General features: G+C 36.8%; 24 protein-coding genes. 17 read left to right on the plus strand and 7 right to left on the minus strand.

Going from position 1 to position 24,791, the window contains the following annotated elements:
* Positions 1-8: 8 nt before the first annotated feature.
* Together QZU83_RS05275 and QZU83_RS05280 are read right to left on the minus strand one after the other, a co-directional pair.
* The gene (locus tag QZU83_RS05275) at positions 9-1,721 is read right to left on the minus strand and encodes a glycosyltransferase family 39 protein (RefSeq protein ID WP_295610255.1); all 1,713 of its coding nucleotides are present in this window, start codon (positions 1,719-1,721) and stop codon (positions 9-11) included.
* 10 nt (positions 1,722-1,731) lie between these two features.
* Positions 1,732-2,574 carry a UbiA family prenyltransferase gene (locus QZU83_RS05280; protein WP_295610257.1) on the minus strand — a complete coding sequence of 281 codons (843 nt, stop codon included), beginning with the start codon at positions 2,572-2,574 and terminating at the stop codon, positions 1,732-1,734.
* 168 nt (positions 2,575-2,742) lie between these two features.
* On the opposite strand from QZU83_RS05280, the gene QZU83_RS05285 reads away from it, so the two are divergent.
* The 4 genes from QZU83_RS05285 to QZU83_RS05300 all read left to right on the plus strand — a co-directional run bounded on the left by QZU83_RS05285 (position 2,743) and on the right by QZU83_RS05300 (position 7,813).
* Complete coding sequence (locus QZU83_RS05285) at positions 2,743-3,837, plus strand: inositol-3-phosphate synthase (protein ID WP_295610258.1); 1,095 nt, start codon at positions 2,743-2,745, stop codon at positions 3,835-3,837.
* A gap of 166 nt (positions 3,838-4,003) precedes the next feature.
* Positions 4,004-5,719 (plus strand): sodium-extruding oxaloacetate decarboxylase subunit alpha, encoded by a 1,716-nt coding sequence (oadA, locus tag QZU83_RS05290; RefSeq protein WP_295610260.1) that lies wholly within the window; start codon positions 4,004-4,006, stop codon positions 5,717-5,719.
* 45 nt (positions 5,720-5,764) lie between these two features.
* The gene (locus tag QZU83_RS05295; RefSeq protein WP_295610262.1) at positions 5,765-6,763 is read left to right on the plus strand and encodes an NADH-dependent flavin oxidoreductase; all 999 of its coding nucleotides are present in this window, start codon (positions 5,765-5,767) and stop codon (positions 6,761-6,763) included.
* Between the two features lie 93 nt (positions 6,764-6,856).
* Complete coding sequence (locus QZU83_RS05300; RefSeq protein WP_295610263.1) at positions 6,857-7,813, plus strand: hypothetical protein; 957 nt, start codon at positions 6,857-6,859, stop codon at positions 7,811-7,813.
* An 18-nt stretch (positions 7,814-7,831) separates the two neighbouring features.
* Here QZU83_RS05300 and QZU83_RS05305 read toward each other — a convergent pair whose 3' ends face one another.
* Positions 7,832-8,155 carry a TfoX/Sxy family protein gene (locus QZU83_RS05305; protein WP_295610265.1) on the minus strand — a complete coding sequence of 108 codons (324 nt, stop codon included), beginning with the start codon at positions 8,153-8,155 and terminating at the stop codon, positions 7,832-7,834.
* 153 nt (positions 8,156-8,308) lie between these two features.
* Between QZU83_RS05305 and QZU83_RS05310 the strand changes: the two genes are divergently transcribed.
* The 3 genes from QZU83_RS05310 to QZU83_RS05320 all read left to right on the plus strand — a co-directional run bounded on the left by QZU83_RS05310 (position 8,309) and on the right by QZU83_RS05320 (position 10,371).
* Positions 8,309-9,322, plus strand: coding sequence for a M48 family metallopeptidase (locus tag QZU83_RS05310; protein ID WP_295610267.1), 1,014 nt, complete (start codon positions 8,309-8,311; stop codon positions 9,320-9,322).
* An 11-nt stretch (positions 9,323-9,333) separates the two neighbouring features.
* Positions 9,334-9,630, plus strand: a complete 297-nt coding sequence (locus QZU83_RS05315) for a transcriptional regulator (RefSeq protein ID WP_295610268.1) — start codon at positions 9,334-9,336, stop codon at positions 9,628-9,630.
* A 126-nt stretch (positions 9,631-9,756) separates the two neighbouring features.
* Positions 9,757-10,371, plus strand: a complete 615-nt coding sequence (locus tag QZU83_RS05320) for a vWA domain-containing protein (protein ID WP_295610270.1) — start codon at positions 9,757-9,759, stop codon at positions 10,369-10,371.
* On the opposite strand, the gene queC is transcribed toward QZU83_RS05320, so the two are convergent.
* Together queC and larC are read right to left on the minus strand one after the other, a co-directional pair.
* Entirely contained in the window at positions 10,368-11,045 is a 678-nt protein-coding gene (gene queC, locus QZU83_RS05325; protein WP_295610271.1) for a 7-cyano-7-deazaguanine synthase QueC, read from the minus strand. The genes QZU83_RS05320 and queC overlap by 4 nt on opposite strands.
* Positions 11,042-12,211 (minus strand): nickel pincer cofactor biosynthesis protein LarC, encoded by a 1,170-nt coding sequence (gene larC / locus QZU83_RS05330; protein WP_295610273.1) that lies wholly within the window; start codon positions 12,209-12,211, stop codon positions 11,042-11,044. Before larC ends, queC begins: the two co-directional genes overlap by 4 nt.
* 85 nt (positions 12,212-12,296) lie before the next feature.
* Here larC and QZU83_RS05335 point away from each other — a divergent pair, with 85 nt between their 5' ends.
* The 3 genes from QZU83_RS05335 (at position 12,297) to QZU83_RS05345 (ending at position 14,942) form a co-directional block, all read left to right on the plus strand.
* Positions 12,297-13,376, plus strand: coding sequence for a phosphatidylglycerophosphatase A (locus QZU83_RS05335; protein WP_295610274.1), 1,080 nt, complete (start codon positions 12,297-12,299; stop codon positions 13,374-13,376).
* A gap of 2 nt (positions 13,377-13,378) precedes the next feature.
* Entirely contained in the window at positions 13,379-14,161 is a 783-nt protein-coding gene (cobS, locus tag QZU83_RS05340) for an adenosylcobinamide-GDP ribazoletransferase (RefSeq protein WP_295610276.1), read from the plus strand.
* A 241-nt stretch (positions 14,162-14,402) separates the two neighbouring features.
* Positions 14,403-14,942, plus strand: coding sequence for a tRNA (cytidine(56)-2'-O)-methyltransferase (locus QZU83_RS05345; protein WP_295610277.1), 540 nt, complete (start codon positions 14,403-14,405; stop codon positions 14,940-14,942).
* Here the strand turns inward: QZU83_RS05345 and QZU83_RS05350 are convergent.
* Complete coding sequence (locus QZU83_RS05350) at positions 14,939-16,033, minus strand: DUF763 domain-containing protein (protein ID WP_295610279.1); 1,095 nt, start codon at positions 16,031-16,033, stop codon at positions 14,939-14,941. The genes QZU83_RS05345 and QZU83_RS05350 overlap by 4 nt on opposite strands.
* A gap of 351 nt (positions 16,034-16,384) precedes the next feature.
* Between QZU83_RS05350 and QZU83_RS05355 the strand changes: the two genes are divergently transcribed.
* The 3 genes from QZU83_RS05355 (at position 16,385) to QZU83_RS05365 (ending at position 21,022) form a co-directional block, all read left to right on the plus strand.
* Positions 16,385-18,703: a transglutaminase domain-containing protein gene (locus tag QZU83_RS05355; protein ID WP_295610280.1), complete on the plus strand. Its 2,319-nt coding sequence runs from the start codon at positions 16,385-16,387 to the stop codon at positions 18,701-18,703.
* A 139-nt stretch (positions 18,704-18,842) separates the two neighbouring features.
* On the plus strand, positions 18,843-19,577 hold the full coding sequence (locus QZU83_RS05360; protein WP_295610282.1) for a peptidylprolyl isomerase: 735 nt from the start codon (positions 18,843-18,845) through the stop codon (positions 19,575-19,577).
* Between the two features lie 134 nt (positions 19,578-19,711).
* Positions 19,712-21,022: a dicarboxylate/amino acid:cation symporter gene (locus QZU83_RS05365; RefSeq protein WP_295610284.1), complete on the plus strand. Its 1,311-nt coding sequence runs from the start codon at positions 19,712-19,714 to the stop codon at positions 21,020-21,022.
* Positions 21,023-21,034: 12 nt separating this feature from the next.
* On the opposite strand, the gene QZU83_RS05370 is transcribed toward QZU83_RS05365, so the two are convergent.
* Positions 21,035-21,529: a fumarate hydratase C-terminal domain-containing protein gene (locus QZU83_RS05370; RefSeq protein WP_295610319.1), complete on the minus strand. Its 495-nt coding sequence runs from the start codon at positions 21,527-21,529 to the stop codon at positions 21,035-21,037.
* 425 nt (positions 21,530-21,954) lie between these two features.
* On the opposite strand from QZU83_RS05370, the gene QZU83_RS05375 reads away from it, so the two are divergent.
* The 4 genes from QZU83_RS05375 to QZU83_RS05390 are packed head-to-tail and all read left to right on the plus strand — an operon-like array spanning position 21,955 to position 24,784.
* A complete protein-coding gene (locus QZU83_RS05375; protein WP_295610285.1) occupies positions 21,955-22,221 on the plus strand; it encodes a ferredoxin family protein in 267 nt (88 codons plus the stop codon).
* Between the two features lie 8 nt (positions 22,222-22,229).
* Positions 22,230-23,363 (plus strand): 2-oxoacid:acceptor oxidoreductase subunit alpha, encoded by a 1,134-nt coding sequence (locus tag QZU83_RS05380; RefSeq protein ID WP_295610286.1) that lies wholly within the window; start codon positions 22,230-22,232, stop codon positions 23,361-23,363.
* Entirely contained in the window at positions 23,363-24,226 is an 864-nt protein-coding gene (locus QZU83_RS05385; RefSeq protein WP_295610288.1) for a 2-oxoacid:ferredoxin oxidoreductase subunit beta, read from the plus strand. Before QZU83_RS05380 ends, QZU83_RS05385 begins: the two co-directional genes overlap by 1 nt.
* Before the next feature lie 9 nt (positions 24,227-24,235).
* Positions 24,236-24,784, plus strand: coding sequence for a 2-oxoacid:ferredoxin oxidoreductase subunit gamma (locus QZU83_RS05390; protein WP_295610289.1), 549 nt, complete (start codon positions 24,236-24,238; stop codon positions 24,782-24,784).
* Positions 24,785-24,791 lie beyond the last annotated feature (7 nt).

Below are 24,791 nucleotides of genomic sequence, written 5' to 3' on the forward strand. Positions count from 1 at the left end.
CCTTTTAATTAATCTCCTTTATCATAATAATATAAGTGCACTTCTCCATTTTTATATAATTCAGTGTATGGGGCTCCAATTGTTTTATTGTCTTTTGAAATGAAGTATGTGACCTTATTCTTCACCATTTCGTCCGTAAAATTAGAGGCTTCCGATGCCTTTTCACAGGATGGGATCTGTTTTTTCAAATTGAATGACATGTCTCCTCCCCTGTCTGCCCAGATTGTCTTGTTCATGTAATCTGGATCGTGTTCGGCCAGCCATGCTCCGACCGCTTTCTCTTCGCTTGCTGCAGTATAGAAATTCGGATGCATTTGATTGTCGAAAGTGTGCGGCGCATTTGAAAGTGAAAAAACGCCCAAACATAATAGGATTATACAAATCAATCCAATCGGCGCAATTATTTTGATTTTTTCAAAGTGCACATTTTCCTTGAATTTTTCGAGAATCAATTCGATTGATAAAATTATGAAATATGCAATGACCGGCAGAATAGGCATGAAGTATCTGTCTACTTTAACATGGTAATATGTAATGAACAGGAAATTAACGACCATCCAGTAAAACATTATGGAATCCAAATTAAAGTCGTCCATATCTGCTTTAATCAGCAGTTTGTAAAGTGCTAACAGTGATATTGAGATGATAATTATTGAGGTAACGATTGACACGTTCAGATATGTTGCCAAAAATGCTATCAGTCCAATGACGAATATTGCCAGTTTCAGTTTTTTATCTTCTTTTTTCAATATTTCCCTGTTTTCCCTGCTGAATAATTTTTTGAGGTATAATACAATTCCTATAATCAAAATCGCAGTTAAGATATATGATACTATTGAAGGATATCCTCCAATCCAACGCATTTCACCGATTATAAATGCTCCAGGTTTCAGGGAGTATGGAACGAAGTTTTGCGCTCCAATATAGATTAGAATGTTTTTGATGTAGTAAACTACGTTATTTGGTGTGACTAGGGCATTATATGTTGAATTTGTAATGTCGCTTCCCTGAGATACGAAAAACAGTCCGATATTCAAATAGGTGTAGATTCCAACAAATGCCGCAAATACCAATGCGCCTGCACCGATTCCTCCGATTATGTCTTTTATATTTGTTTTAATGTAATCTATAGGATTGTCAACCATTAGGAATTGGATTAACATTACAGGAACCATTAATAAAACGGTATATCTTGAGAAAAATCCGAATATGATTAGCGGGAAGGCAACATAAAGGAACTTGGTGTTTTTTCTAAATGACAGTATTGTGAAATATACTGCCCAGATTGACAGGCACATTCCCGGAATATCCAGCATTCCTTTAGTAACCCATACGATAACTAATGGAAAAGTCGCCAGAACCATTGAACCTGTAAAACTCAAAACTTCATCAAATCTTAATCTCATAAGGAAATACATTCCAAGCGCTGCAAATATGTAAAATGAACTGCTCACGGCTATTATTGTAAAATCTGATATGAATCCCATTCTGAAAAATATCGAAGTTATCATAGGAATCAGCGGTGAGAGGCCTCTGGTATTTGCAAGGCCTGTATCGTAGCCTGCATAAAAGAGAGCATTATTCAAATAGAAAAACACGTCTCTTACATAATAAACTCCAGCTTTTCCATCAATATTGAGCAATAACAGTGTAATTGCAATAACGATAATCATCAATGAAGATATTGCAATCAAATCTTTTTTATGTTCTTTAAAGTTCATGTCTATCCCTCTAAAATGATCCAAATATGAATGAAACAAATGCTACCAGCATTCCTATTTTCAGATACTTTGAAGCTTTTCCGGCTGTTTGCCTGTCATGATTTCTAATGATTAATATTGCAGAGTATAAGAATAGGATTACTGCAATTGCAATAACGATTAAATAATAAAATCCGAATATGTGATTATAATATAATAATGGGCATAATGCACAGTCGATTATTATTAGAATGACTGCCAGAATGGCGGTTATTTTTTCACCATATAAAATAGGCAATGTTTTTGCACCTTCGGATTTGTCTCCTTCCATATCCTCAATGTCTTTTACAAGCTCTCGCGCGGTTGTCATTACAAATGCAAAAAATCCCAAATAGATTGATGTTAATATTATTGTGGGATTGTTTAGTGTAAATCCTCCAAACACAAAGCCGAATCCTGTCATAAATCCAACAGTCAGGTTTCCAATCAGGGGTGTTGCTTTTAATTTGCTTGCATACAAATAAAGAACAACATCTGCAATTAAAACTATGGCAAATGGGATCCAATTGTTGGTTAAAAAGCTTATAAGGAATCCACATATGGTTCCAAGTAAAAACAGCAGATATCCGTAGTTTCGCCCTGCCTTAAGGGAAATCCTTCCTGAGGGAATTGGTCTTTCGGGCTTATTGATCAAATCAATATTATAATCAAAATAGTCATTAATTACATTTCCTGCAGCAGTTTCAAAAAATACCGCAAGCATTGCAAGTATTATGGGTATCGTAAAGCTTCTGTCAATTATCGCTACTAAAACTATAGCTATTGCACCCATTAATGCATTTCCGGGTCTCAATATCTCAATATATGGATTCATTTTTTTCTCCTAACAACTAATATTTTTTCTTATATATAATTATTAGTAATTTTATTAATTATAGTTTAGTGATGTCGGGCAAAATTAAGATAATTTTATTAAGTATTATAAGCATAAATTAAATCATTAATGAATTTTATTTATTTAATTAATTAGCTGGTGTTAAATTTGAATAAGATTAAAATAGCTATTGTGGGAATAGGGAACTGTGCAAGTTCACTTATTCAAGGAATACATTATTATGATGGTAAAAACCCTGAAGATGCGATAGGACTTATGCATTGGGAAATTGGAGGATATAAACCTAGTGACATAGATGTTGTTGCAGCTTTTGATGTTGATGAAAGAAAAGTTGGAAAGACAATTGATGAGGCAATTTTTGCAAAGCCTAACTGTACAACTGTCTTCCAGGAAGACATTCCAAAATATGATGTTAAAGTAAGTATGGGTCACGTTTTGGACGGTGTTGCTGAGCACATGTCAAATTATGATGATGAATATACTTTTGTAGTTAGTGACGAAGAGCCTGTGGATGTCGTTTCTGTTTTAAAGGAAAGCGGTGCTGAAATATTGGTAAACTACTTGCCGGTAGGTTCTGAAGAGGCTGCAAGATATTACGCTCAGTGCGCTCTTGATGCTGGAATTGCATATGTAAATTGTATGCCTGTATTTATCGTAAGTGATGACGAATGGGATGCAAAATTCAGAGAAAAAGGAATTCCAATTGTTGGTGATGATATTAAAGCTCAAATCGGAGCTACTATTACTCATAGGACACTAGCTAGTTTATTTATGGATAGAGGAGTAAAATTAGATAGAACTTATCAGATCAATACTGGTGGAAATACAGACTTTTTAAATATGCTTAATCGTGAAAGGCTTGATTCTAAAAAAGAATCCAAAACAGAAGCTGTTCAGTCAGTTTTGGATGAAAGAATGGATGACAGAGACATTCACATTGGGCCAAGTGACTATGTTCCATGGCAAAACGATAACAAGTTATGCTTCCTCAGGATGGAAGGCCGCACATTCGGTGATGTTCCTATGAACATTGAACTCAGATTAAGTGTGGAGGACTCTCCAAATTCCGCAGGTTGTGTTATTGATGCAGTGAGATGCTGTAAAATTGGTTTGGAAAGAGGCATTGGCGGTCAGTTAACCTCCATATCTTCCTACACAATGAAACACCCTCCTGTTCAGTATACTGATGATGAAGCTTATGAAAATGTTGAAAAATTCATTTCCGGTGAACTGGAAAGATAACCTTTCAATTTTTTCATTTTAACTTTTTTTTAAATATTTTTTTTTCAACCTCTTTTTTTCTCGTTAAAGTTTTTTATATTAATAATTTATATAATACAAAAAACATATATTATAGTTGGATATTTTAAGATTATTTATAATTAAAAATTAAAAGAGGTGTAATAGAATGGCAAAAGTGAGATTTACAGAAACAGCACTTCGTGATGCTCACCAATCTTTGCTTGCAACTAGAATGAGAACCAGAGACATGATTCCTATTGCAGAGGAGATGGATAATGTAGGATATTTCTCTGTTGAAGCTTGGGGTGGAGCTACTTTTGATACTTGTATTAGATATTTAAACGAAGACCCATGGGAAAGATTAAGACAGTTAAAATCTGAATTCAACAAAACCCCAATCCAAATGCTTTTGAGGGGACAGAATTTAGTGGGTTACAAACACTATCCCGATGATGTGGTAACTAAATTTGTTGAAAAATCTTATGAAAATGGAGTAGACATTTTCAGAATTTTCGACGCGTTAAATGATGTAAGAAACATGGAAAAAGCAATTAAAGTAGCTAAAGATCAAGGAGCGCATGTACAGGGAACTATTAGTTACACTATAAGTCCAGTGCATACATTGGATGATTTCGTAAATCTTGCAAAAGACCTCGAAGCACTTGATTGTGATTCTGTAGCCATTAAGGATATGGCAGGATTGATAACTCCTACTGCCGCTTATGATTTGGTTTCTGCATTAAAAGAAGAAACTGATTTGCTTGTTGATTTGCACTGTCACTGTACCAGTGGTATGACTCCAATAAGCTATTATGCCGCCTGTCAGGCAGGTGTTGATATTTTGGATACTGCAATTTCACCTCTCGCTTGGGGAACAAGTCAGCCTCCTACTGAAAGTATTGTTGCTGCTCTTCAAGGAACCGAGTTTGACACAGGTCTTGACTTAAACTTATTGACTCACATTAAAAAATACTTTGAAAATATTAAAGATAAATATCATTGTATTTTGGACCCTATTTCTGAAAGTGTTGATACTGATGTATTGTTATACCAAATTCCTGGTGGAATGCTTTCAAACCTTATTTCACAGCTAAAAGAACAAGGTGCCATTGACAGATATAATGATGTTTTAGATGAAATGCCAAGGGTCAGAAAAGACATGGGATATCCTCCTCTTGTAACTCCAACAAGTCAGATTGTAGGTATTCAATCTGTAATGAATGTATTGGGTGGGGAAAGATATAAAACCGTATCAAATGAAGTAAAAGAATACATGAAAGGAATGTACGGTAAATCACCTGCTCCAGTGGATCCTGAAATATCCAAAGAAATCATTGGGGATGAAGAGGTAATCACATGCAGGCCTGCAGATTTGATTGAACCTGAATTTGACAAATTCAAGAGTGAAGGAGAAGAAAAAGGTTTCGTCAAATCTGATGAAGATGCTTTAACTTATGCATTATATCCTCAAATTGCTCCAAGATTCCTTAAAGGAGAAACTGAAGAGGAAAAAATGTGCACCCATGGTGATGATGATGACATTAATGTCGAAGAGTCCATCCCAACAGAATACACAGTTGATGTTGATGGAGACATTTTCGAAGTAACAATATTGCCTACCGGAGTGGTTGAAGGCGATGACGGCGAAGAAGTCGAATATGACCCTGACACAGTATTTTCCGCAATGCAAGGTATGGTAATCAAACTATCCGTGGAAGTTGGAGATACTGTTGAGATAGGCGATCCGATTTGTGTCATGGAAGCTATGAAAATGGAAAACAACATTGAAGCTGAAAAAGCAGGTGTTGTCACAGAAATTCTCGTGGAGCCTGGTGACGCAGTTGCTGTCGGTGAAGGATTGATGGTTATCAAACCGGAATAATCCTTTTTATTTCTTTTTTTTTAAACTATTTTTTTAAGTGATATTATGAAAGATATTTTTGATGAATGCCAGTTCGCCAATTTTAAACTCAAAAGCAGAATTGTCAGAACAGGTACCTGGGAAACAGAAACTGAAGAAGGCGGATTTTTAACTTCCGACATTTTTGACAGATATGAGAAAATTGCATCAAGCGGCACAGGTTTGATAGTCTCTGAAATATTTGCGCTTGACCACAAAGACAGATTTTTCCCATATTCAACAAACATGAACTATAAGGGGTTCATGAAAGATTATCAGACAGTTACAGGCATTGTTCATGAATATGAAGTTCCAATTTTGGGTCAGCTGGCGTTTTTCTATTATGATGATGGTGAAAACCAGAAGGTAGAGGCTAATGACATCTCCCCTGAAGGTATCAGAAAACTCCAGGCTGAGGTTATCATGGCCGCTAAAAAATTCTCATTCGCAGGTTTTGACGGAATCCAGATTAACATGGGGAATAATTTTTACCTTGCCCGTTTTATGAACCCTTATTTCAATCAGAGGGATGATAAATATGGTGGAAATACAGAAAACCGTGTAAGGATTTCATCAGAAATCATTAAAGTCATAAAAAAGACAATGGATATGCATGTAAGCTGTAGAATCAATCCGTGGGATGTAAGAAAAGGTGGTATGACTGCAGATGAAAGTATTGCCATTGCCCGTGAGCTTGAAAAGGCAGGTGCGGACAGCATTCAACTCACAGCACGTACAATATCTCAAATCTATGACAAGGGTGTAAAGCATCCATTTTTAATATATGTAGATGATTTGATTGATGCGGTTGACATTCCTGTGGTTTTAGGAGGATCATTGCGTGAAATGGCTAAAATCAATGATGTGTTGAACAATTCCAATGTTGAGTTTGTTTCAATGTCCAAACCGTTTGTGGCTCAGGCTGACTTTTTGGCCGACTGGAAAGCCAATGGTGAAGGTGTGGCAATATGTCAAAGCTGCAACAACTGTTATTCCAAAAAGACCAGTACTTGCTTTAAGTATTGATCCATTAATTTTATTTTTTCATATTTTTCGCAACTCTTATAATGCTAGTTGAATATAATATCTATCTGTTGAATTAAAGTCTGGTGAGAATATATGAATTTCAAGAAAACTTTCCTGGCCATATGCTTGATTATCTGTCTGTTTGTTGTGGCAGGCATATGTGTAAGTGCTGTAAATCAAACGGATTTTGATTCAAATTTTAATAAATCTGATTCTAAATGTGCTTCTTTCGTTATTCAGGAAGAAAATGGGACTGTTTTTGCTTTTAGACAGGATGCTCCAGCTGATGAAGATGGGGTGGTTATTCATAATGATACATTGGGCGATTTGGAAGTTATTGTGCAGGAGACTACTGACCCGGACTCTCATTTCATTCATTCGATTATCACTGAGGATGGATGGATTTTTAGCCATGGAGGGGATTCATCAAATGTTAGTGATGTTCTGACTCTAGAACGTATTGCCGGTGAAATGATTGTCTCCAAGAATATTTCATCAAATTCCCTAAGTCAGATTCAAAAAATCTTCCAAAAATATAATTATAGTCATTTTCTAATCAAGGCTCCTGATGGAATGTATGGTGTTGCGTATAGTGAAAATTACACATTGGGAACTTTAAATCAGGGAGAATTTTTAGTTGTTCCAAATGAAAATGTCGGTTTTCGTAGTGGGAATTACAGCAATTATTCAGATGATCCTGTTGATGCAATTATTGATATTTGTTCTTATGAAGATTCCGGTTGGAATAGGCGTAATATTTATACTTATGATTATAATGTGCATTATCCCTCTGATGAGCAAAAATGCGGGGTTGATGTTTATGTGACTAATGATAATGGTTACAACGTCGGTTTAAACACCTCAGAAATTGTAACCTACTGCTATTTTAACGATGAGTTCTATCCTGCATCGGAGATTCCTCAAAATCCAGACAAATTACATATCGGAAATTACACTTTTGAAAATCAATTCTCAAATCATATCTTAGAAGTTTTTAGGAACCTGAATAATGCATTGGTCAACAGCAATTCAACACATGATATGAACTGAACTGTAACTTTGTATTTTTTAATGTTTTTTACGCCTTTTCTTTGGAGCAGGAAGCTCTTCATACATAGCTTCAAACAAATCTTTTAAAAACTCTTTGTCTTCCACATTGTCAACAAGCACCATTTCTTTTGCACCTTCATAAGGCAACTCCATATCTGCATCCGGCATCATTTCCATAGCTGATTTCACTGGTTTTACAAGAAAGCGGTCATCATAAATGCCACCCACAATCTTTCCACGATAGTAGATTATGTACTCTCCCATCATGGCGCGGTGGGTTATGTCATCGAGATTTGATAACTGCTCTAAGATGTATTCCAGATATTCCTTACTTGATGTCATCGAATCACTTCCTAATCACTCATAGGTTATAATACCTTAATAATATTTCCTTTAATTTGTTGTTGTCAGGTTTTTAAAATGAGGAATATTTTCCTCACTTTGACATTGGTTATACACAAACTTAAATATATTGTTAATAACATATTATTAACTATGGCAAAAGATGATAGGAGTAGTATTAATCCCTTCACAGGAAAGTCTCATTTTGATATTGTAAATGATGACAAATTCCTTGAAGAGTCATACAACGAGTATTATAATTTGGTCAGCAGAGCACAACTTTTAGACAATACTCCTAATGGTCAAATCGTTAGAAATGTCGCTATTAAACTGATTCAGGCAGTTGAGAGGTATCTGGCTGAAATTGGCCGAAGCGATTATACTGCGGATTATTATGATTGGGATTTTCATTTGGTTGCTGATGATACTGTTAATGCTTTTTGTATGCCTGGTGGTAAGATTGTGATGTTTTCAGGTATTCTTTCTGTTGCAAACACTGAAGAGAAAGTGGCATTTATTTTAGGCCATGAAATGGCTCATGCACTTCTTGACCATACAAGAACCCGCATGAGTGCTCAAAATGCTCAAAATGCAATTACTTCCGCTGCATGGATTGGAAGTTTTGCACTTGACCTTTTTGGAATGGGTGAAATCGGTGGGCTTGCAAGAGCAGCCACAAATGCGGCAAGCATAGGCTCCCAGTATTTTTTATTGAATCCATGGGGAAGGGACCAGGAACTTGAAGCGGATAAACTGGGCATGATGATAATTCATTGGGCAGGTTATGATATTTCTTCAATTCCTGAGTTTTGGCAGTCCATGGCCGGCGGAAATCCGAATAACCATGATTTTTTCTCAACTCATCCTGCAGATTCAAAAAGAATAGCTGTCATGAACGAGCTGATTCATGAAATAGAAAATCAGAAGGATTTCCATTCATCACCTGTTTTAAGCGATGTTCCAAAACCAAAGGAAGAATTTGAGACTTCTCATTTGAATGGGATGAACAGTAAACATTGTCAAAATTGCGGCGCTCAGATGGAGAGTGACGCCAAGTTCTGTACCAGTTGCGGTGCCAAATTTGATGTGGAACTCAAATGTCCAAAATGTGGTGCTTCAATTGCTGAAGGAGATAAATTCTGTACAAATTGCGGATATGAACTTTAATGGAGGATAATATGGCTAATAAAGATAATAAAACTGAAGAAGATGAAGTCATGGAATATGATGACCTTGTTAAATTTATCAACAAATCATCTTATAGGGTGAATGTTTTAAAGGACTTGTCTGACGGGGACGTTAAGATGCCAAGAGATATTGCTGTTGACTGCAATATTCTGCCGAATCACATTTCAAATGTTTTAACCCAACTTAGGGAACTGGACCTTTTGGAATGCATTAATCCAGAATACCGGAAAGGCCGCCTTTATCGTCTCACCGATGACGGCAAGAATATTATCAAAGACTTGAAATAAATTTTCATCTTTTTCATTTTCCGAAACCTTTATATAACATCAATGTTAATATAATGTGTGTAAGTTAATAACATTTTATTAACAAAGCCACTTTTAAACTATAAAAAATTTCGGGAAGTGAAAACCATGACTGATATACCACCATCTAATGAAAATTTGGATTTGATATTTTTAATTGATAGAAGCGGATCAATGTATGGCTCTGAAGATGACACCATCGGAGGATTCAATTCATTCATTGAAAAGGAAAAAGCAAAAGAAGAAAATACCACAGTAACAACAATCCTTTTTGACCATGAATATGAAATGCTCTACAAAAGAAAACCTATTGATGATGTGGATAAACTTACAAGGGAAACATATTACGTTAGGGGATCAACCGCTCTTCTTGATGCAATCGGAAAAACAATAACAACTCTTGACAGGGAAATTAACAACAAGGCATTGTTTGTTATAATGACTGACGGCATGGAAAATTCCTCAGTTGAATTTTCAAAACCTCAAATCAGGAACATGATTGAAAATCACAAATGGGAATTCATATTCATCGGTGCGGATATCGATTCATATTCCGAAGCAAGCCGCATTGGTATCAGACAAACACATACTGCAAATTATAAAAAATCAAGAAGGGGCCTTGAAGACGCATATACCTCTGTTGAGAGGGCTTCATATTGCCTAAGAAATGACGTGTCCTTGGATGATGCAAACTGGAAGGAAGACTTGGAAAAATATGATTAACTTTCATATTCAGTCAAATCATCTACTCCAAGTTGTTTGAAGGCTCTTTTACGCCTCATACAACTTTCACAAACACCACAATGTTTGTTTCCACCTTTATAACAAGAATAACTTAATTCCATTGGAGCACCAACTTCAATTCCTAATTTCACTATTTCTTCTTTGGTCAAATCAATAGCGGGTGCTTCAATTTTAATATTATCTGGAGATCCGACATCAATCAGCTCATTAAACTTATTTAAAAACTCTTTTGAATTGTCGGGAAATGTTGCGGCCTCTTCCTTGTCCCATCCGACAATTATTGCCTCAGCACCAATGCTTTCAGCATATGATACTGCAATTGAGGTAAATACCATATTTCTTGCAGGAACCCAAACGCTACTTGCGGTTTCGCCGGATTTTTCCAAATCATCAAGATCCTCAACATTAACGTCAGGGATTTCCTCATCGGTATTCAGGCTTGAAGTACTGATTTTTGCAAGCCATGGCAGGTCAATCACTTCATGTGTCCAGTTCATTTTTGCACATATCTCTTTTGCAGCTTCTAATTCTCTTTTGAATGCCTTTTGACCATAATTGAATGTTATTGCATGGATTTGCCAGTCTTCGGCAAATGCACTTGTTGCAACGCAGCAGTCAAGACCTCCTGAGAAAACTGAAATTGCCTTTTTCATATTATCATCTCTTTGACTTTCCTTAAAGGCAATCCGCTGTCTTCAGCTATTCTTTTCAGGTCATCATATTCAGGTCTTTCGGAGATTATTTCGCCGTTAATGTAGGCTATTTTAAATGTAACCTCATAATCATTGCCGTTAATGTTAAATGTTTTTTTGACAAATTCCCGTTTTGCTATTCCTCTGTGCAGGTTTGGCGTAATTCTAATGCCCAATGTGCCGACTTCCTTGAATATCACATCAATCAGATGTTCCCTATTTTTACGGGCGGAAATTACCTTTAAAAGACTTCCCTGGCGGTTTTTCTTCATTATTATTGGGGTAATCGATACGTCGCTTGCTCCTTCATCCATGATCCTGTCAAACAGATATCCGATTTCCTCTCCGGTTAAATGGTCGATGTTTGTTTCTATAACATCAATTTCATCACTTTCGGCCATGTCGGAACTTTTTATTATTCTTAAGACGTTCGGATGATCAAAATCTTTTCTTCCGGCTCCATATGCAACCTTTTCAGGTTTGATGAGTGGGATGAACTCTTTTATCTCGTTGCAGATTTCAGCATAAATTGCACTTCCTGTCGGTGTTGCAAGTTCTGATGCAACAGGACCTCCGACCATTTTCGCATCCTTCAGGATTTCCACAACTGCCGGTGCAGGAACCGGTATTGTTCCGTGGGCAGTATTCACTCTTCCCCCTCCAACGGCTATAGGCAATCCTATGATTTTCTGTTTGTCAAGATTGAGTGAGTAGTATGCATATATTGACCCTATCACATCAGCTACCGCATCACTTGCTCCGACTTCATGAAAATGAATCTCATCCAAGCTTCTGCCATGAACCTTCGCTTCTGCTTCTCCAATTCTTTCAAATACTTTCAGTGAAGTTTCCTTAACCTTTTCATCCAAATCCAGGTTTTCAATTTTCCCGATAAATTCAGGATATTGAATTGCCGGTTTGTTTTCAATCATTTCCACATGACAAAAAGTCGAATCGATACCGTGCTTAATCACTTTTTCGAATGTAACTTCGACTTTTCCAAATTCTTTCGCTGATTTTTCCATTATTTCTTTTAACTTGTCAGGATTGGCGCCCAAATCAACTAATGCGCCAATTATCATATTTCCAGCTATTCCACTGGATTGAGGGTCAATAATAATTGTCATAATATAATTCCATTTAACATTTGTTAATATAAATTTAAATTAAATGATTAATATACTATATGTATTAATCGTCTAGGGTCATAATATGGAAAGTAAGATAAGTGTCATCAAAAAAGATTATGGAATTTGCATTAACAATCCGGATTATTTTTTAGCTTTCAGTGACTTTACGGTAAGTGACGGCATTGACATTGTTGAAAATGTCAATATCCTAAATGCAAAGGATGAATTTGTATCCACTGCCAAAAGGGCTGAAACCTTCAATCAGCTTCAGGGTTCCTATATTGCACAGGCATCTGATTCTTTGGATTATTTTGTAAATGCCTACGGTGATTTAACCATTTTTACTTTTCTATCAAATGATGTTGTAATTGAAGATTTCACAGACAAACTGAAAGTTGCCAACTCCCCAAAAGGATTTAGGGATGCAAGAATTAACATAAATCATATAATTTTCATTGACAAGACAATATCTCCAAGGGATTTGCTTAAGATATTCAAAATCGCCACAGATGCCCGAGCAAAAGTCCTGGCCAACATGGCAATACCTTTACATATCCAAAATATCTTAAACAAAAATGACTTTTTAGCAATTCTGGCAAATGTCAATGGTGACGGGAAAGTTTTAGACATCAACAACGCTTTATATGATAGAATTAACCTTGACGATTTAAAAACAAGAATCCAAGACGCAATTGAGATAAGCATTGAGGATGCATTCGAAAAGATGGATTTGACCTTCGGAATCCTGGATTATTTCGTATCGGAAGGAATACTCATCGGGGATTTGGTAGAGGCCGGACTTGAACTGGCTGAGGGCGTTGAAATAACCGATGATTTGAAAGCCAAACTTGAAGCGCAGATTCTTAAATCATTGACAGATGTCAATGTCATTGCACTTTTGGTGGCTGCAATGAGAACAGAACAGGATTTGACCGGAAAGCACATAAGGGAAGTTGACGTAGCAGAAGACCCTGATTATTTCCACACAGATGAGGTGTTGGGCTTTGCCATCGCAAATCAGATTGCAGGAACCAAAGGGGCATTTAACTTTAAAAGATACAAGCATGAAAAACCGGGAATCATTTACGGATTGCCTCCAATGCTTGATGATATTTTCGCAGGTTTGATTGCCGGCTGCATGTCAAAAATATTTGAGGAATAAACATGGAAAATGATGATTACTTTGAAGATGAGGAATTCTCACCAATCAGGTCACTTTTAGGGCTTTTGACATTCTCAACAATACTTCCAATCAATGTGTTTACGTCAATTGAGTATATGACCAAGCTCACATGGTGCTGGCCGTTTTTACATATTTTCATTGGAATTTTGGCAGCGGTCTGCGGGTATGTTTCAATTGAATTTTTACATTTGAATTCATTTTTCACAGCAGCTATCGTTTATGCGTTTTTAATGATTATTACCGGTTACAACCATCTTGACGGAGTAATGGACATGGCGGACGGGGTTATGGTCCATGGGCCTCCGGAAAAGAAAATAAGAATCATGAAAGACCCGTCAGTCGGAGCGGGAGGGGTTGCAACATTATTTTTGGTGGCTAGCCTGACAATTGCAGGCCTGTACAGCATTCTTGATTACAACTTTATTTTAGGCATCATAATTTGTGAAATGACAGCAAAAACATCCCTGCTTACAACTGCACTGCTGTCCAAGCCATTGACTCCGGGAATTGGCAGTTATTTCATGAAGGAAACAAATGTGTCAAATTATCTTGTATCTATATTGATAATTGCAGTAATTGCATTGCTTTTGGGCAATTTTGTCGGTTTGATGGGTGTCATGGGAGCCATCGTCAGCGGTTTGTTGATTGCAGTAATTGCAAGGCGTAATTTTGTTTTGGCCAATGGTGATGTATTGGGAATGAGTAATGAGGTTGGCAGGTTATTCTCTTTATTGTTCATGTCAGTTGCATTATTTTACTTATAACTAATTTTTACAACTTAAAATCAATATTGAAGTTTAACTTGCGATTATTTTATATATCAGATTAATTATACTTAGTATTGGTGAGATTGGCCATGCGCCCCTTTTCAATACATGTTTTTTACCACATAATTTTCTTGAAATTTAATTTTATTACCTCCCTAAAAATTTTTTAATGTGGCCGTCTCACCCCCTTTTTAGTAATTTTTAAATATTTTTAGAATTTAATCTTATAATTGATAGTATGAATGTTAATGTTTTAAGATTGGATCACAGATTGAAAAGGGATACTCGTATTACAACTCATGTATGTTTAACCGCCCGCGCATTTGGAGCCAGTAAAATATATCTTGCAGGAGAACGTGACAATAGGCTTATGGAGAATGTTAGGGATACTGCTTCCAGATTTGGAGGAAATTTTGAAATAGAGTACACTGAAAGTGCAATGGGTGTCATCAACAGATGGAAAGCTGACGGTGGAAAGGTGGTTCACCTGACAATGTACGGTTCACAGGCTCATGAAATTGCACCTGAAGTAAGGGAAGACGGTTCTGACATTTTAATCGTTGTCGGCGGTGCAAAAGTTCCCGGAAAAGTCTATAAGGCTGCGGACTGGAATGTTTCAGTGACAACACAACCTCACTCTGAAGTATCATCACTGGCTGTATTTCAGCACTTGCTGATGGACGGTAAGGAATTTGAGTTGGAATTTGAAAATCCGGTTCTTGAAGTCATTCCGACAGCCCACGGTAAAACAGTTAATGTTCATAATGAAAACCGTTAGGAGATAAAATCATCCAATCTCTTAATGGCCTTTAATTTTTCTTCTTTTTTTATGCGTGCCTGGTCAAGGGCATCTCTTATGGTTTCGATTGAATTGTCATAGACTTCACGGTCAACAGGATATGGAAATCCGTCCTTTCCTCCGTGTGTAAAGCTGTATTTTACAGGATCCTTCCAGCTTGCAGGCTCGCCGTAGACAAGATCTGATATTAACGCCAATGCCCTTATCTTTTTAGGCCCTATTCCCTGAAGCAATATCAGTTCCTCATAGTTTTCGGGCTGAATCTCCCATGCCTTGGTCAGGATTTCAAATTCCTTGTCTGAAATGTCCATGTCCAAAACGGGATGATGGGCAGGCATGGTGAAGTCTTCCAGAAGAAGCTGATTGTCTTTTCTTTTGAAATATTGTCTTAAATGGTTTGGATTGTCATTGATTAAATCAACACTTATTTTTTGAGCTTCCTTGCTGTCTTCGGAAGGCATGTTCAGTGTCTGGGGTGTCATCTGGTCACATGAAATTCCGCTGTGGGGGTCATTGAGCAAATCATCAACTTCGCTGCCGAGCCAGTGGTATCTTCTTGCATATTTGTTTTCTGTGTTCAGGCCCTGCTGGACAACTGCCCAGTCTCCCTTTTCAGTAACGAAAAAATTGTGCTGGTATAATGTGTATCCGTCCTGAATGCAGGAATTATCGATTTTAGCAGACAGTTTGCTTGTTTCGACAAGCTTTTCGGTTGTTTTTGTCTTCAGGTTAAACACTTCTCCTGCATGTTCAATTCCCTGTGGTGTTTTACGGGATTTGGCACCTTTTCCCCCGGTTAAATAAATTCCATGCTCTTCAGGGTCCAGTGAAGCCTTGAGAGCACCCAATGTTGTTGTTGTGGTTCCTGATGAATGCCAGTCAAAACCCAAAACACAGGAAAATGCCTGAAACCAGTATGGATTTGAGATGCGATTTAAAAATTCGTTTATGCTGTACTCTTCAATGATGACGCTGGCCAGAGCTCCGGATAAGTCGACCATTCTTGTAAACAGCCAGCTAGGCGGATGACCTCCATGTAGTGGTAGATTGACTGCACCCCTTCTTTGCATGAGTTATTATATATTTTTTATAAATAATAGTGTTTTGCCGAGAGCATTTGCAAAGTATTTTTTTCAGGATATTCTTATCCAAAATTTGAATATAGTTGAATTCATCGTTTGCAATTTCATTTAACCTATAGTTTCTCTCATTTCTTCGTTTATATGAGTGGATTTTTACATTAACGGCAGTCATCTAAATTTTAAAGTTAAATTTTTAATGGGGATATATATCTAAGCAATCAGACAGGTGTGATTTTAGAAATTCCGGCTGTTAATGTAAAAAAAAATATTATGGGAAATGTGGCAAAAAGTTTATATTGACTCTTTAAAATAATATTATCAGTAAGGAGGCAACGAGATTTGGTTAAAAAAATATTACTTTCAATATTTGTTATTTTCATTGTCATGTTTTCAATCGGTGCGATTCATGCAGATGATGTCAATGCAGTGGATTTGGATGCTGTAGGTTCCGTTGATGATGCACCAGTCAATCTTGAAGACAGCATTATATTGAATGACATTAACGATGATTCATCGGCAGAAAATGTCAAAAATCAGACTCAAATACTCCCTCAAAAGACAGACATATATTATAAGGGACCATATGAAGTTGTCTTAAGCGAGTTAAGTTCAAACGCCACAATACCTGACAAAAACGTTAATGTTGTCATAAACAATGTAAAGTACGCCAATACGACTAATGATAAAGGCATTGCACTCATCAACTTGAATTTAAACCCTGGAACATACACTGCCACTGCAGCTTTCGAGGGTGATGACGCATATGCCTCATCCAATGTGACTTCACAAATCACAGTACTGCCTTCAATCAAGGCTTCAAACATTACCAAATATTACAAAGGCAGCCAAAAATATACTGCAACATTCTTTGACGCTCAAGGTAATGTTTTAAAAAGCAAAGAGGTTACAATAGCTGTAAACGGAAAATCATACACTAAAAAAACCGACAGCAAAGGAATTGCCAGTTTGTCATTAGGATTCAAGCCGGGCAATTATCAAATCACTGCAAGAAATCCCGTCACAGGATATACTTTGACAACAGGTTTAAAGGTTTTATCAACAGTTTCTGCATCTGACCTTAAGAAAGTAAAGGGGGACAGCAGAAAATTCACCGCCAAGTTTTTAAAAAGCAATGGAAAGGCGATGACCTATCAGAAAGTCAAAATCAAAATCAACTCCAAGACATATAAATATAAAACAAATTCAAAAGGCAAAGTGAAGCTATCTTTCAACAGCTTTAAAAAAGGCACATACAAGGTGATCTGTTATAACAAAGATGGTTTGTCAAAAACCAATACTGTTAAGGTCTATAATAAGGCAAACACAAAATTAACCGTTAATGTTGCTAATGAGTATACTATACTTCCAAATGGCAACAAGAATGTAAAAATCAAGTTTTCAACAAGTCTTGGTGGGGATTCAAATGCAGGAAAGGCCATCAAAATCAAAATCAATGACCAGACATATTACAGAAACACTGATAAAAATGGATTATTTGACTTTAACCTGCCAGTTACTGAAGGCATTTTCACAATTGAATACAGTCATGCAGGGGATAAGTTTTTCAGGCCCTCTGTGGTGACAACTCATGTCACTGTGCTTAAAACCAATGACACCCAGCTTGCGGTCAAGGGTTTGAAGTCTTTCGGCTATGGTGCAGGCAGTTTATTCAAGGTTATTTTCAAGGCAGGCAATGTTCCTTTAGCTAAAAAGACAGTTACTTTTGCCATTGGTAGTGAAACTTACCTTTCAACAACAGACAACAGTGGAATTGCATCAATTCCTATTAATTTAAATGTTGGCAATTATACTGTTAATTATGCCGCATCTGCAGACTCCATGGTGAAGGCAGCTTCAGGATCATGCGATATTGATGTTTTTGTGAGAAGCCCATCCAAACTTACCTGGAAATGCGGTAATGTGTATAATGATGATTTACAATCTTTTGCTGTTTTATTGGTAAATTCCAATGGAACACCTATTTCCGGCGGAAAAGTGCAATTGACAATAGATGGCAGAACCTACACTGCCAAATCTGCATCAAACGGATATGCAGTCCTGAAAACATCCGTGCCTTTGGGTAAATATAAAATTTCAGTCAAATATATCGGAGGCAATGATTATCTTCCGGTTTCCATATCCAAAAATATCAATGTCAAAACTTCCAAATTCGGTGCAGGACTCAACGTGAAAGATGAGGGATATTATTCAAGCGCTTACCTTCGCTCATCAAGTCACTGCCAGGTTAACAACCCTAAAATTAAATCATTGGTAAAATCATTGACCAGTGGTCTGACAGATGATATTGACAAGGTAAAGGCAATATTCAACTATGTAAGGGACAATATCGTATATGATTATTATTATGACACCAAACATGGTGCAGTAGGCACATTGAATGCTAAAAGCGGTAATTGCGTTGACCAGGCACATCTGTTGATTTCAATGTATCGAACAGCCGGCTTTAAGGCAAGATATGTTCATGGAAACTGCTTCTTCGGCGTGCACTGGTACGGTCACGTATGGACTCAGGTTTTGGTTGGAAATACATGGATTGTCGGGGATCCGATAGACTATGTAAATTCATTGGGTAAAATAAAAAATTGGAATCCGAATACCTACAAATTGCACAGCAGGTATGTAAGTCTCCCATTCTAATTTTATTTTTTTAAACTACATCTATTTTTTACATTAACATTGCCGGTAAACAAAACTTTAATAAATGATGGTTACTATATTTATTAATGTTATATTTATTAACAAATTATTTAATCAAAATTATAAAGGAGCTAATATTATGGCTATAGATAACGGAGATTTTGTTAGAGTAAACTTTACTGGTAAAGTAAAAGAAACTGATGAAGTATTTGATACTACTTATGATGAAATTGCACAAGAAGCAGGAATTTTCGATGAAAACAAAACCTACAAAGCAATTCCTATTGTTGTTGGTGGAAACCACTTATTGCCTGCAATCGAAGAAGCAATTATTGGTTTAGAAGAAGGGGACACCAAACATGTTGAAGTCGATTCAGCAAATGCGTTTGGACAAAGAGACCCTAAATTGGTTCAATTAGTGCCTATGAAAGAATTCAAAAAACAAGGTATGACTCCTTTCCCAGGTATGAGAATCCAATCCGAAGGTACTGCAGGTAAAGTCTTAACTGTAAACGGTGGAAGAGTAAAAGTTGACTTCAACCACGAATTAGCAGGTAAAGACTTAATCTACGATGTTGAAGTAACTGAAATCATCGCTGATGAAGAAGAAAAAATCAAAAGTATGATTGAATTACACTACTCCAATCCTAATGTCGACATCGATAAAACTGAAATCGACATTGTTGACGGTGTTGCAAACATCAAATTGGATGAAATGGCTAAATTCGATCAAAAATCCTATATGGACATTACCTTTGCAAGATTCAGAATAGCTAAAGACATCTGGGACAACATCGAAGGCATTAACAAAGTCAACTTTGTAGATGAATTCGAGAAAAAAGAAGAATCTGAAGAAGACGCTGAAGAAGAATAGTTAATTTTTAACTTTTCTTTTTAACTTTTTTTTAGAGTTATTTCATTAACTCAAAACTTTTTTTTTTTAAATTAAATCTTAAAAATTATATGCTATGTTCAACATATATCCTACCATAAAATTTAGGGGGAATAATGTTGGGCAAATTGAAGGATATAAGTCTCAGTAATTGGATATTAATTGGGATGATTTTAGGTTTACTCACAGGAATAATATTGAATTTCTTCGTACCCGATTCATTTTTTAAAAATATCATACTTGTGGATAATATTTTTTATCTTGGTGGGAGCTTATTCATTAAACTGATGAGAATGCTGGTTGTGCCTCTTGTTTTCTGTTCCATTGTTGTTGGGGCAGCATCTATTTCAGATATCAGAAAAATAGGTTCAATCGGTGGGAGAACAATAGGTATTTACCTTATAACAACTGCACTGGCCGTTACTCTTGCTTTGGCTATTGGTATGTTAATCAAACCGGGTGCAGGCTTGAATATGGTGGCAGCCGCACAGTCATCAAATGTCACTCTCAACCAGACAATGACTGATACAGTTCTGAATATGGTTCCTGACAATCCACTCAATGCCCTGTCAAACGGAGACATGATTCCCGTAATTATATTTGGTCTGCTCATTGGGATAATATTGGCCAAATTGAAGGAAGAAACTCAAATAGTCAGCGACTTTTTCTCTCAGGGAAACCGAATCATGATGGAAATGACTTCAATTGTAATGAAATTTGCTCCAATAGGTATTTTCTGTTTGATGGCAAGGACATTCGCAGGCCTTGGCTTTGAGGGTCTGCTTCCGTTAGGCAAATATATCATCTGTGTATTGATAGGTCTGGCTATTCAGGCATTTGTAGTTTATCCGGCACTGCTTGTCATATTTACAAGGCTAAATCCTCTTAAATTCTTCAAAAAGTTCTTTTCTGTTATGTTTTTCGCATTTTCCTCATCAACATCAAATGCTACAATTCCTCTGAACTTGGAAAAACTGTCAGAATTGGGAGTTTCAAAGGATGTTTCTTCATTTACAATTCCTCTGGGAGCTACCATTAACATGGACGGTACCGCAATTATGCAGGGTGTTGCAGTAATGTTTGCAGCTCAGGCATATGGTATGGATTTGGGTGTAACTGCTCTTTTAACAGTAATATTCACTGCGGTAATGGCTTCAATCGGTACTGCAGGTGTTCCGTCAGTAGGTCTTATCACATTGACAATGGTGTTCAATTCTGTAGGTCTGCCGGTTCAGGCGATTGGTATCATTTTCGGAATAGATCATATTCTTGACATGTTCAGAACTGCTGTAAATGTTACCGGTGATGCAATATGTACTCTGATTGTTTCATTTAAAAACAAGTCTCTGGATGTTGATGTATTTAATGGTAATAAAAAGATGGATCCGGCAAATACTGTTTTGTTGGACGATTTGGATATAATTTAAACAATTATATCTTTATTTTATTTTTTTCCCGTCATGGATGGCAACGATTCCAGGGATTTTTTCCACTTCCAGCTTGAACATCGCTTCCATGCCCTCATTTTCAAACAGAACACATTCCTTTTTCAGGACCTTGTTTGTAAGAAGTGCTGCAACCGGAGGGGTTATGACAAATATGGAGTTGTTTTCATTTAGTTTTTCAGCTGTCTCGTCACTCAACATTCCTTTCCCGATATGGACTTTGACGCCGGCTTCGCTTAATTTAGGTATTGTGGATTCGATTTCAACTTTGCTGCTTGTTGTCGGAGCTATTCCTGCATCGCTGAAGGCAGTATGCATTATTGCAATTCCATTCAAATCAAATGGAACCTTGTTTTCCTCAATCAGTCTGACCAGTTGCGGCAAAGCAGCATCACGACCAGTATAGATTGTTCCTGAAATTGAAATCTGGTCTCCAACATTGACATTGGCCAAATCTTCATCGGTTATGGGTGTTGTCAAGTGTTTCATAATATAACTTGGTTTCATTTTTATATTAATAATTTATCATGATTCATTAAAATATTGGAATATTGTGCCTAAATCAGGTAAATATGAGTCATTCTGTTGCATTCATCAGTTCAATAGGGATTACCTCATTCGTCATCAGACGATATTCATTCGAAAAACAAGGTCTTGAATGCACCTGTGAAAAATCTCATTATTGCCAATCCCATATGCCCTATTGAAAATGTTGCTTCTTCCATAATATGGTCTAATATTTGCCAGTTATTCAAATCGGGTTAAGTTTTTTGTTTGACTATAATATTTTTTTTTATTTTTTAGTAAATTTCTTTTAATTTTCATGATTTTTCATAAGATATTTAAAGGTACATCAACATAAATATATAACATTCTATATTTATTTATCATAGAATTTTTAGGAGATTTTAAAATTGATAATTATTGATGAAAATTTGTGTAAAGGATGTCATCTTTGCCTATTCATGTGTTATAAGAATGTATATGCAATATCTCCTGAGCTCAACGATAAAGGAGTACAATTGCCTTTCGTTAAGTTTGAAGAGAGATGTACCAAATGCGGTACATGTGAAGTGGCATGTCCTGACCAGGCAATAACTGTTGATTTGCCGGAAAATTGGTGGATGAAAGAGGACAATGATGTTAACTTCAATCCTAATTTCACAAAGGGGAAAAAGTAGGTGTTAGAATGTCTGAAGAATTATTTATTCAAGGAAATGAAGCATGTGCTAAAGGAGCGATAGCTGCAGGCTGCAGATTTTTTGCAGGTTATCCGATTACTCCATCAACTGAAATTGCGGAAACTTTAGCTCGTGAATTACCAAAAGTCGGGGGTTCTTTTGTTCAAATGGAAGATGAAATCGCTTCCATGGGAGCGATTATTGGCGCTTCATGGGGAGGAACAAAATCAATGACTGCTACTTCAGGGCCTGGTTTATCATTGATGCAGGAAAATATCGGATATGCATTTATTACTGAAACACCTCTTGTTATTGCTGATGTTCAAAGAGGTTCTCCTTCAACTGCTCAACCGACAATGGGAGCTCAAGGAGACATGATGCAGGCTCGCTGGGGTTCACATGGAGATTATGAACCGATTGCATTGGCTCCTGCAAGTGTTGAGGAATTTTTCTATTTCACAATCAAAGCTTTTAATTTGGCTGAACAATACAGAGTGCCTGTATTTTTAATGGCTGATGAAACTATGGGTCACATGAGAGAAAAGATGGTCATCGATGAAGATAAAATCGAGATTGTTCCTAGGAAAAGGCCTGAATTGACTGATGATTATTTGCCTTTCAAGCATGTTGAAGACGGAACCACTCCAATGCCTGCATTCGGAGACGGCTTCAAGGTACATATTACAGGATTGACTCACGATGAAAGAGGTTATCCTGACACCAACAATCCTGAAACCCACAATAAGCTTGTTACAAGGTTATGTAATAAAATTTTAAACAACAGAAATGAAATCTCTTCAGTATTCACCCAATTCTGTGATGATGCTGACACTGTTGTAATTTCGTATGGATCTCCTATTAGGGCTGTAATTGAAGCAGTGCTTAAAGTAAGAAAAGAAGGTAGAAAAGTAGGTTATATCAAGGTTGATACTCCTTGGCCGTTCCCTAATGAACAGGTGCTTGAACTGACCGAAGGCGCTAAGAATGTCATCGTCGTCGAAATGAACTTGGGTCAGATGTATTATGAAGTTGATAGACTGTTAAAACAGCAGAATAATGTTCATTTATTGGGTAAGATCGGAGGTATGCTACCTACTCCTGATGAGATAATTTCTAAAATCAAAGAAGTGGAGGATAAATAATGGCTGAAGAAAAAACCAACAGATTTCTTCCGTACTTAAGGGAAGACAGATTGCCTCATATTTTTTGTCCTGGCTGTGGAAACGGAGCGGTAATGAACGCTTTTTTAGCAGCTATGGAAAAGGCTGAAATGGATTTTGACAATATGACTTTGGTTTCCGGAATCGGATGTTCTTCAAGAATTCCGGGTTATCTGAAATGTGATTCCCTTCACACCACTCACGGACGTGCATTGTCATTTGCTACCGGTTTGAAAATAGCAAATAAGGATTTGGACGTTGTTGTATTCAGTGGTGACGGTGATGCGGCTTCCATTGGAGGAAACCATCTAATTCACGCAGCCAGAAGAAACCTTAACATTACAATGATTTGTATCAACAACAATATCTACGGTATGACAGGAGGTCAGGTAAGTCCTACATCTCCAAAAGGTATTGTTGCAACCACTGCACCTTATGGAAACTATGACACTCCATTCAAATTGGCCGAACTCGTTGCCGGTGCTGGTGCAAGTTACTCAGCCAGATGGACCACAGTTGAAATGGAAAATTTGGTTTTATCAATTAAGACTGCATTAAAAAATCCTGGATTTTCATTTGTTGAAGTTGTTACTTTATGTCCAACTTACTTTGGCCGTAAAAACAAACTTAAAACCCCTACAGCAATGGCTGCAGTGATGAAAGCAAACACTGTTTACAAATCCGCTGCAGATAGGATGAGCGAAAAAGAATTGAAGGACAAAGTTGTTGTTGGTGAATTCGCCAATAAACAAAGGGAAGAATTAAGTGAAGTGCTCGATAAGTTCAGTATAGACACTTACGGTAAGAAAACTCTTATCAATTCAGCATATGAAACAGATTTTTAGGTGATCAATATGAGAAAAGAAATTAGAATATGTGGATTTGGAGGTCAAGGAATCATTCTTGCAGGAATCATTTTAGGTAAGGCTGCAAGTTTGTTTGATGAAAATGAAGCTGTTCAAACTCAATCTTATGGTCCTGAAGCTCGTGGAGGGGCTTCAAAATGTGAAGTCGTCATCGACAATAAACTAATTGAATATCCAAAAGTCCTGAGTCCTGATATTTTGGTTGCAATGTCCAATGAGGCGCTGCTGAAATACATCGGTGATTTGAAGGACAACGGAACTTTAATTGTCGATCCTGGAACAACCGACATTAACGAAGTCAGGGACTTTATTGATGAACATAATATTGATGTTTATGAAGCTCCGGCTACAATGACTGCAATCAATGATATCGGTCTTAAAATTGTTGCAAACATTGTTATGGTGGGAGCTATTACAAAAATTACTAAAGTAATATCTAAAGATGCTGCCATGAAGGCTATTGAAGCTAGTGTTCCTAAAGGAACTGAAGAAAAGAACATTAAAGCTTTTGAAGCGGGATATGCTTTAGCGGAATAGGTGTTAT

Origin of the sequence: uncultured Methanobrevibacter sp. (genome assembly GCF_902771435.1) — an archaeon.
In the GTDB taxonomy this organism is placed as follows: Archaea; Methanobacteriota; Methanobacteria; order Methanobacteriales; family Methanobacteriaceae; genus Methanocatella.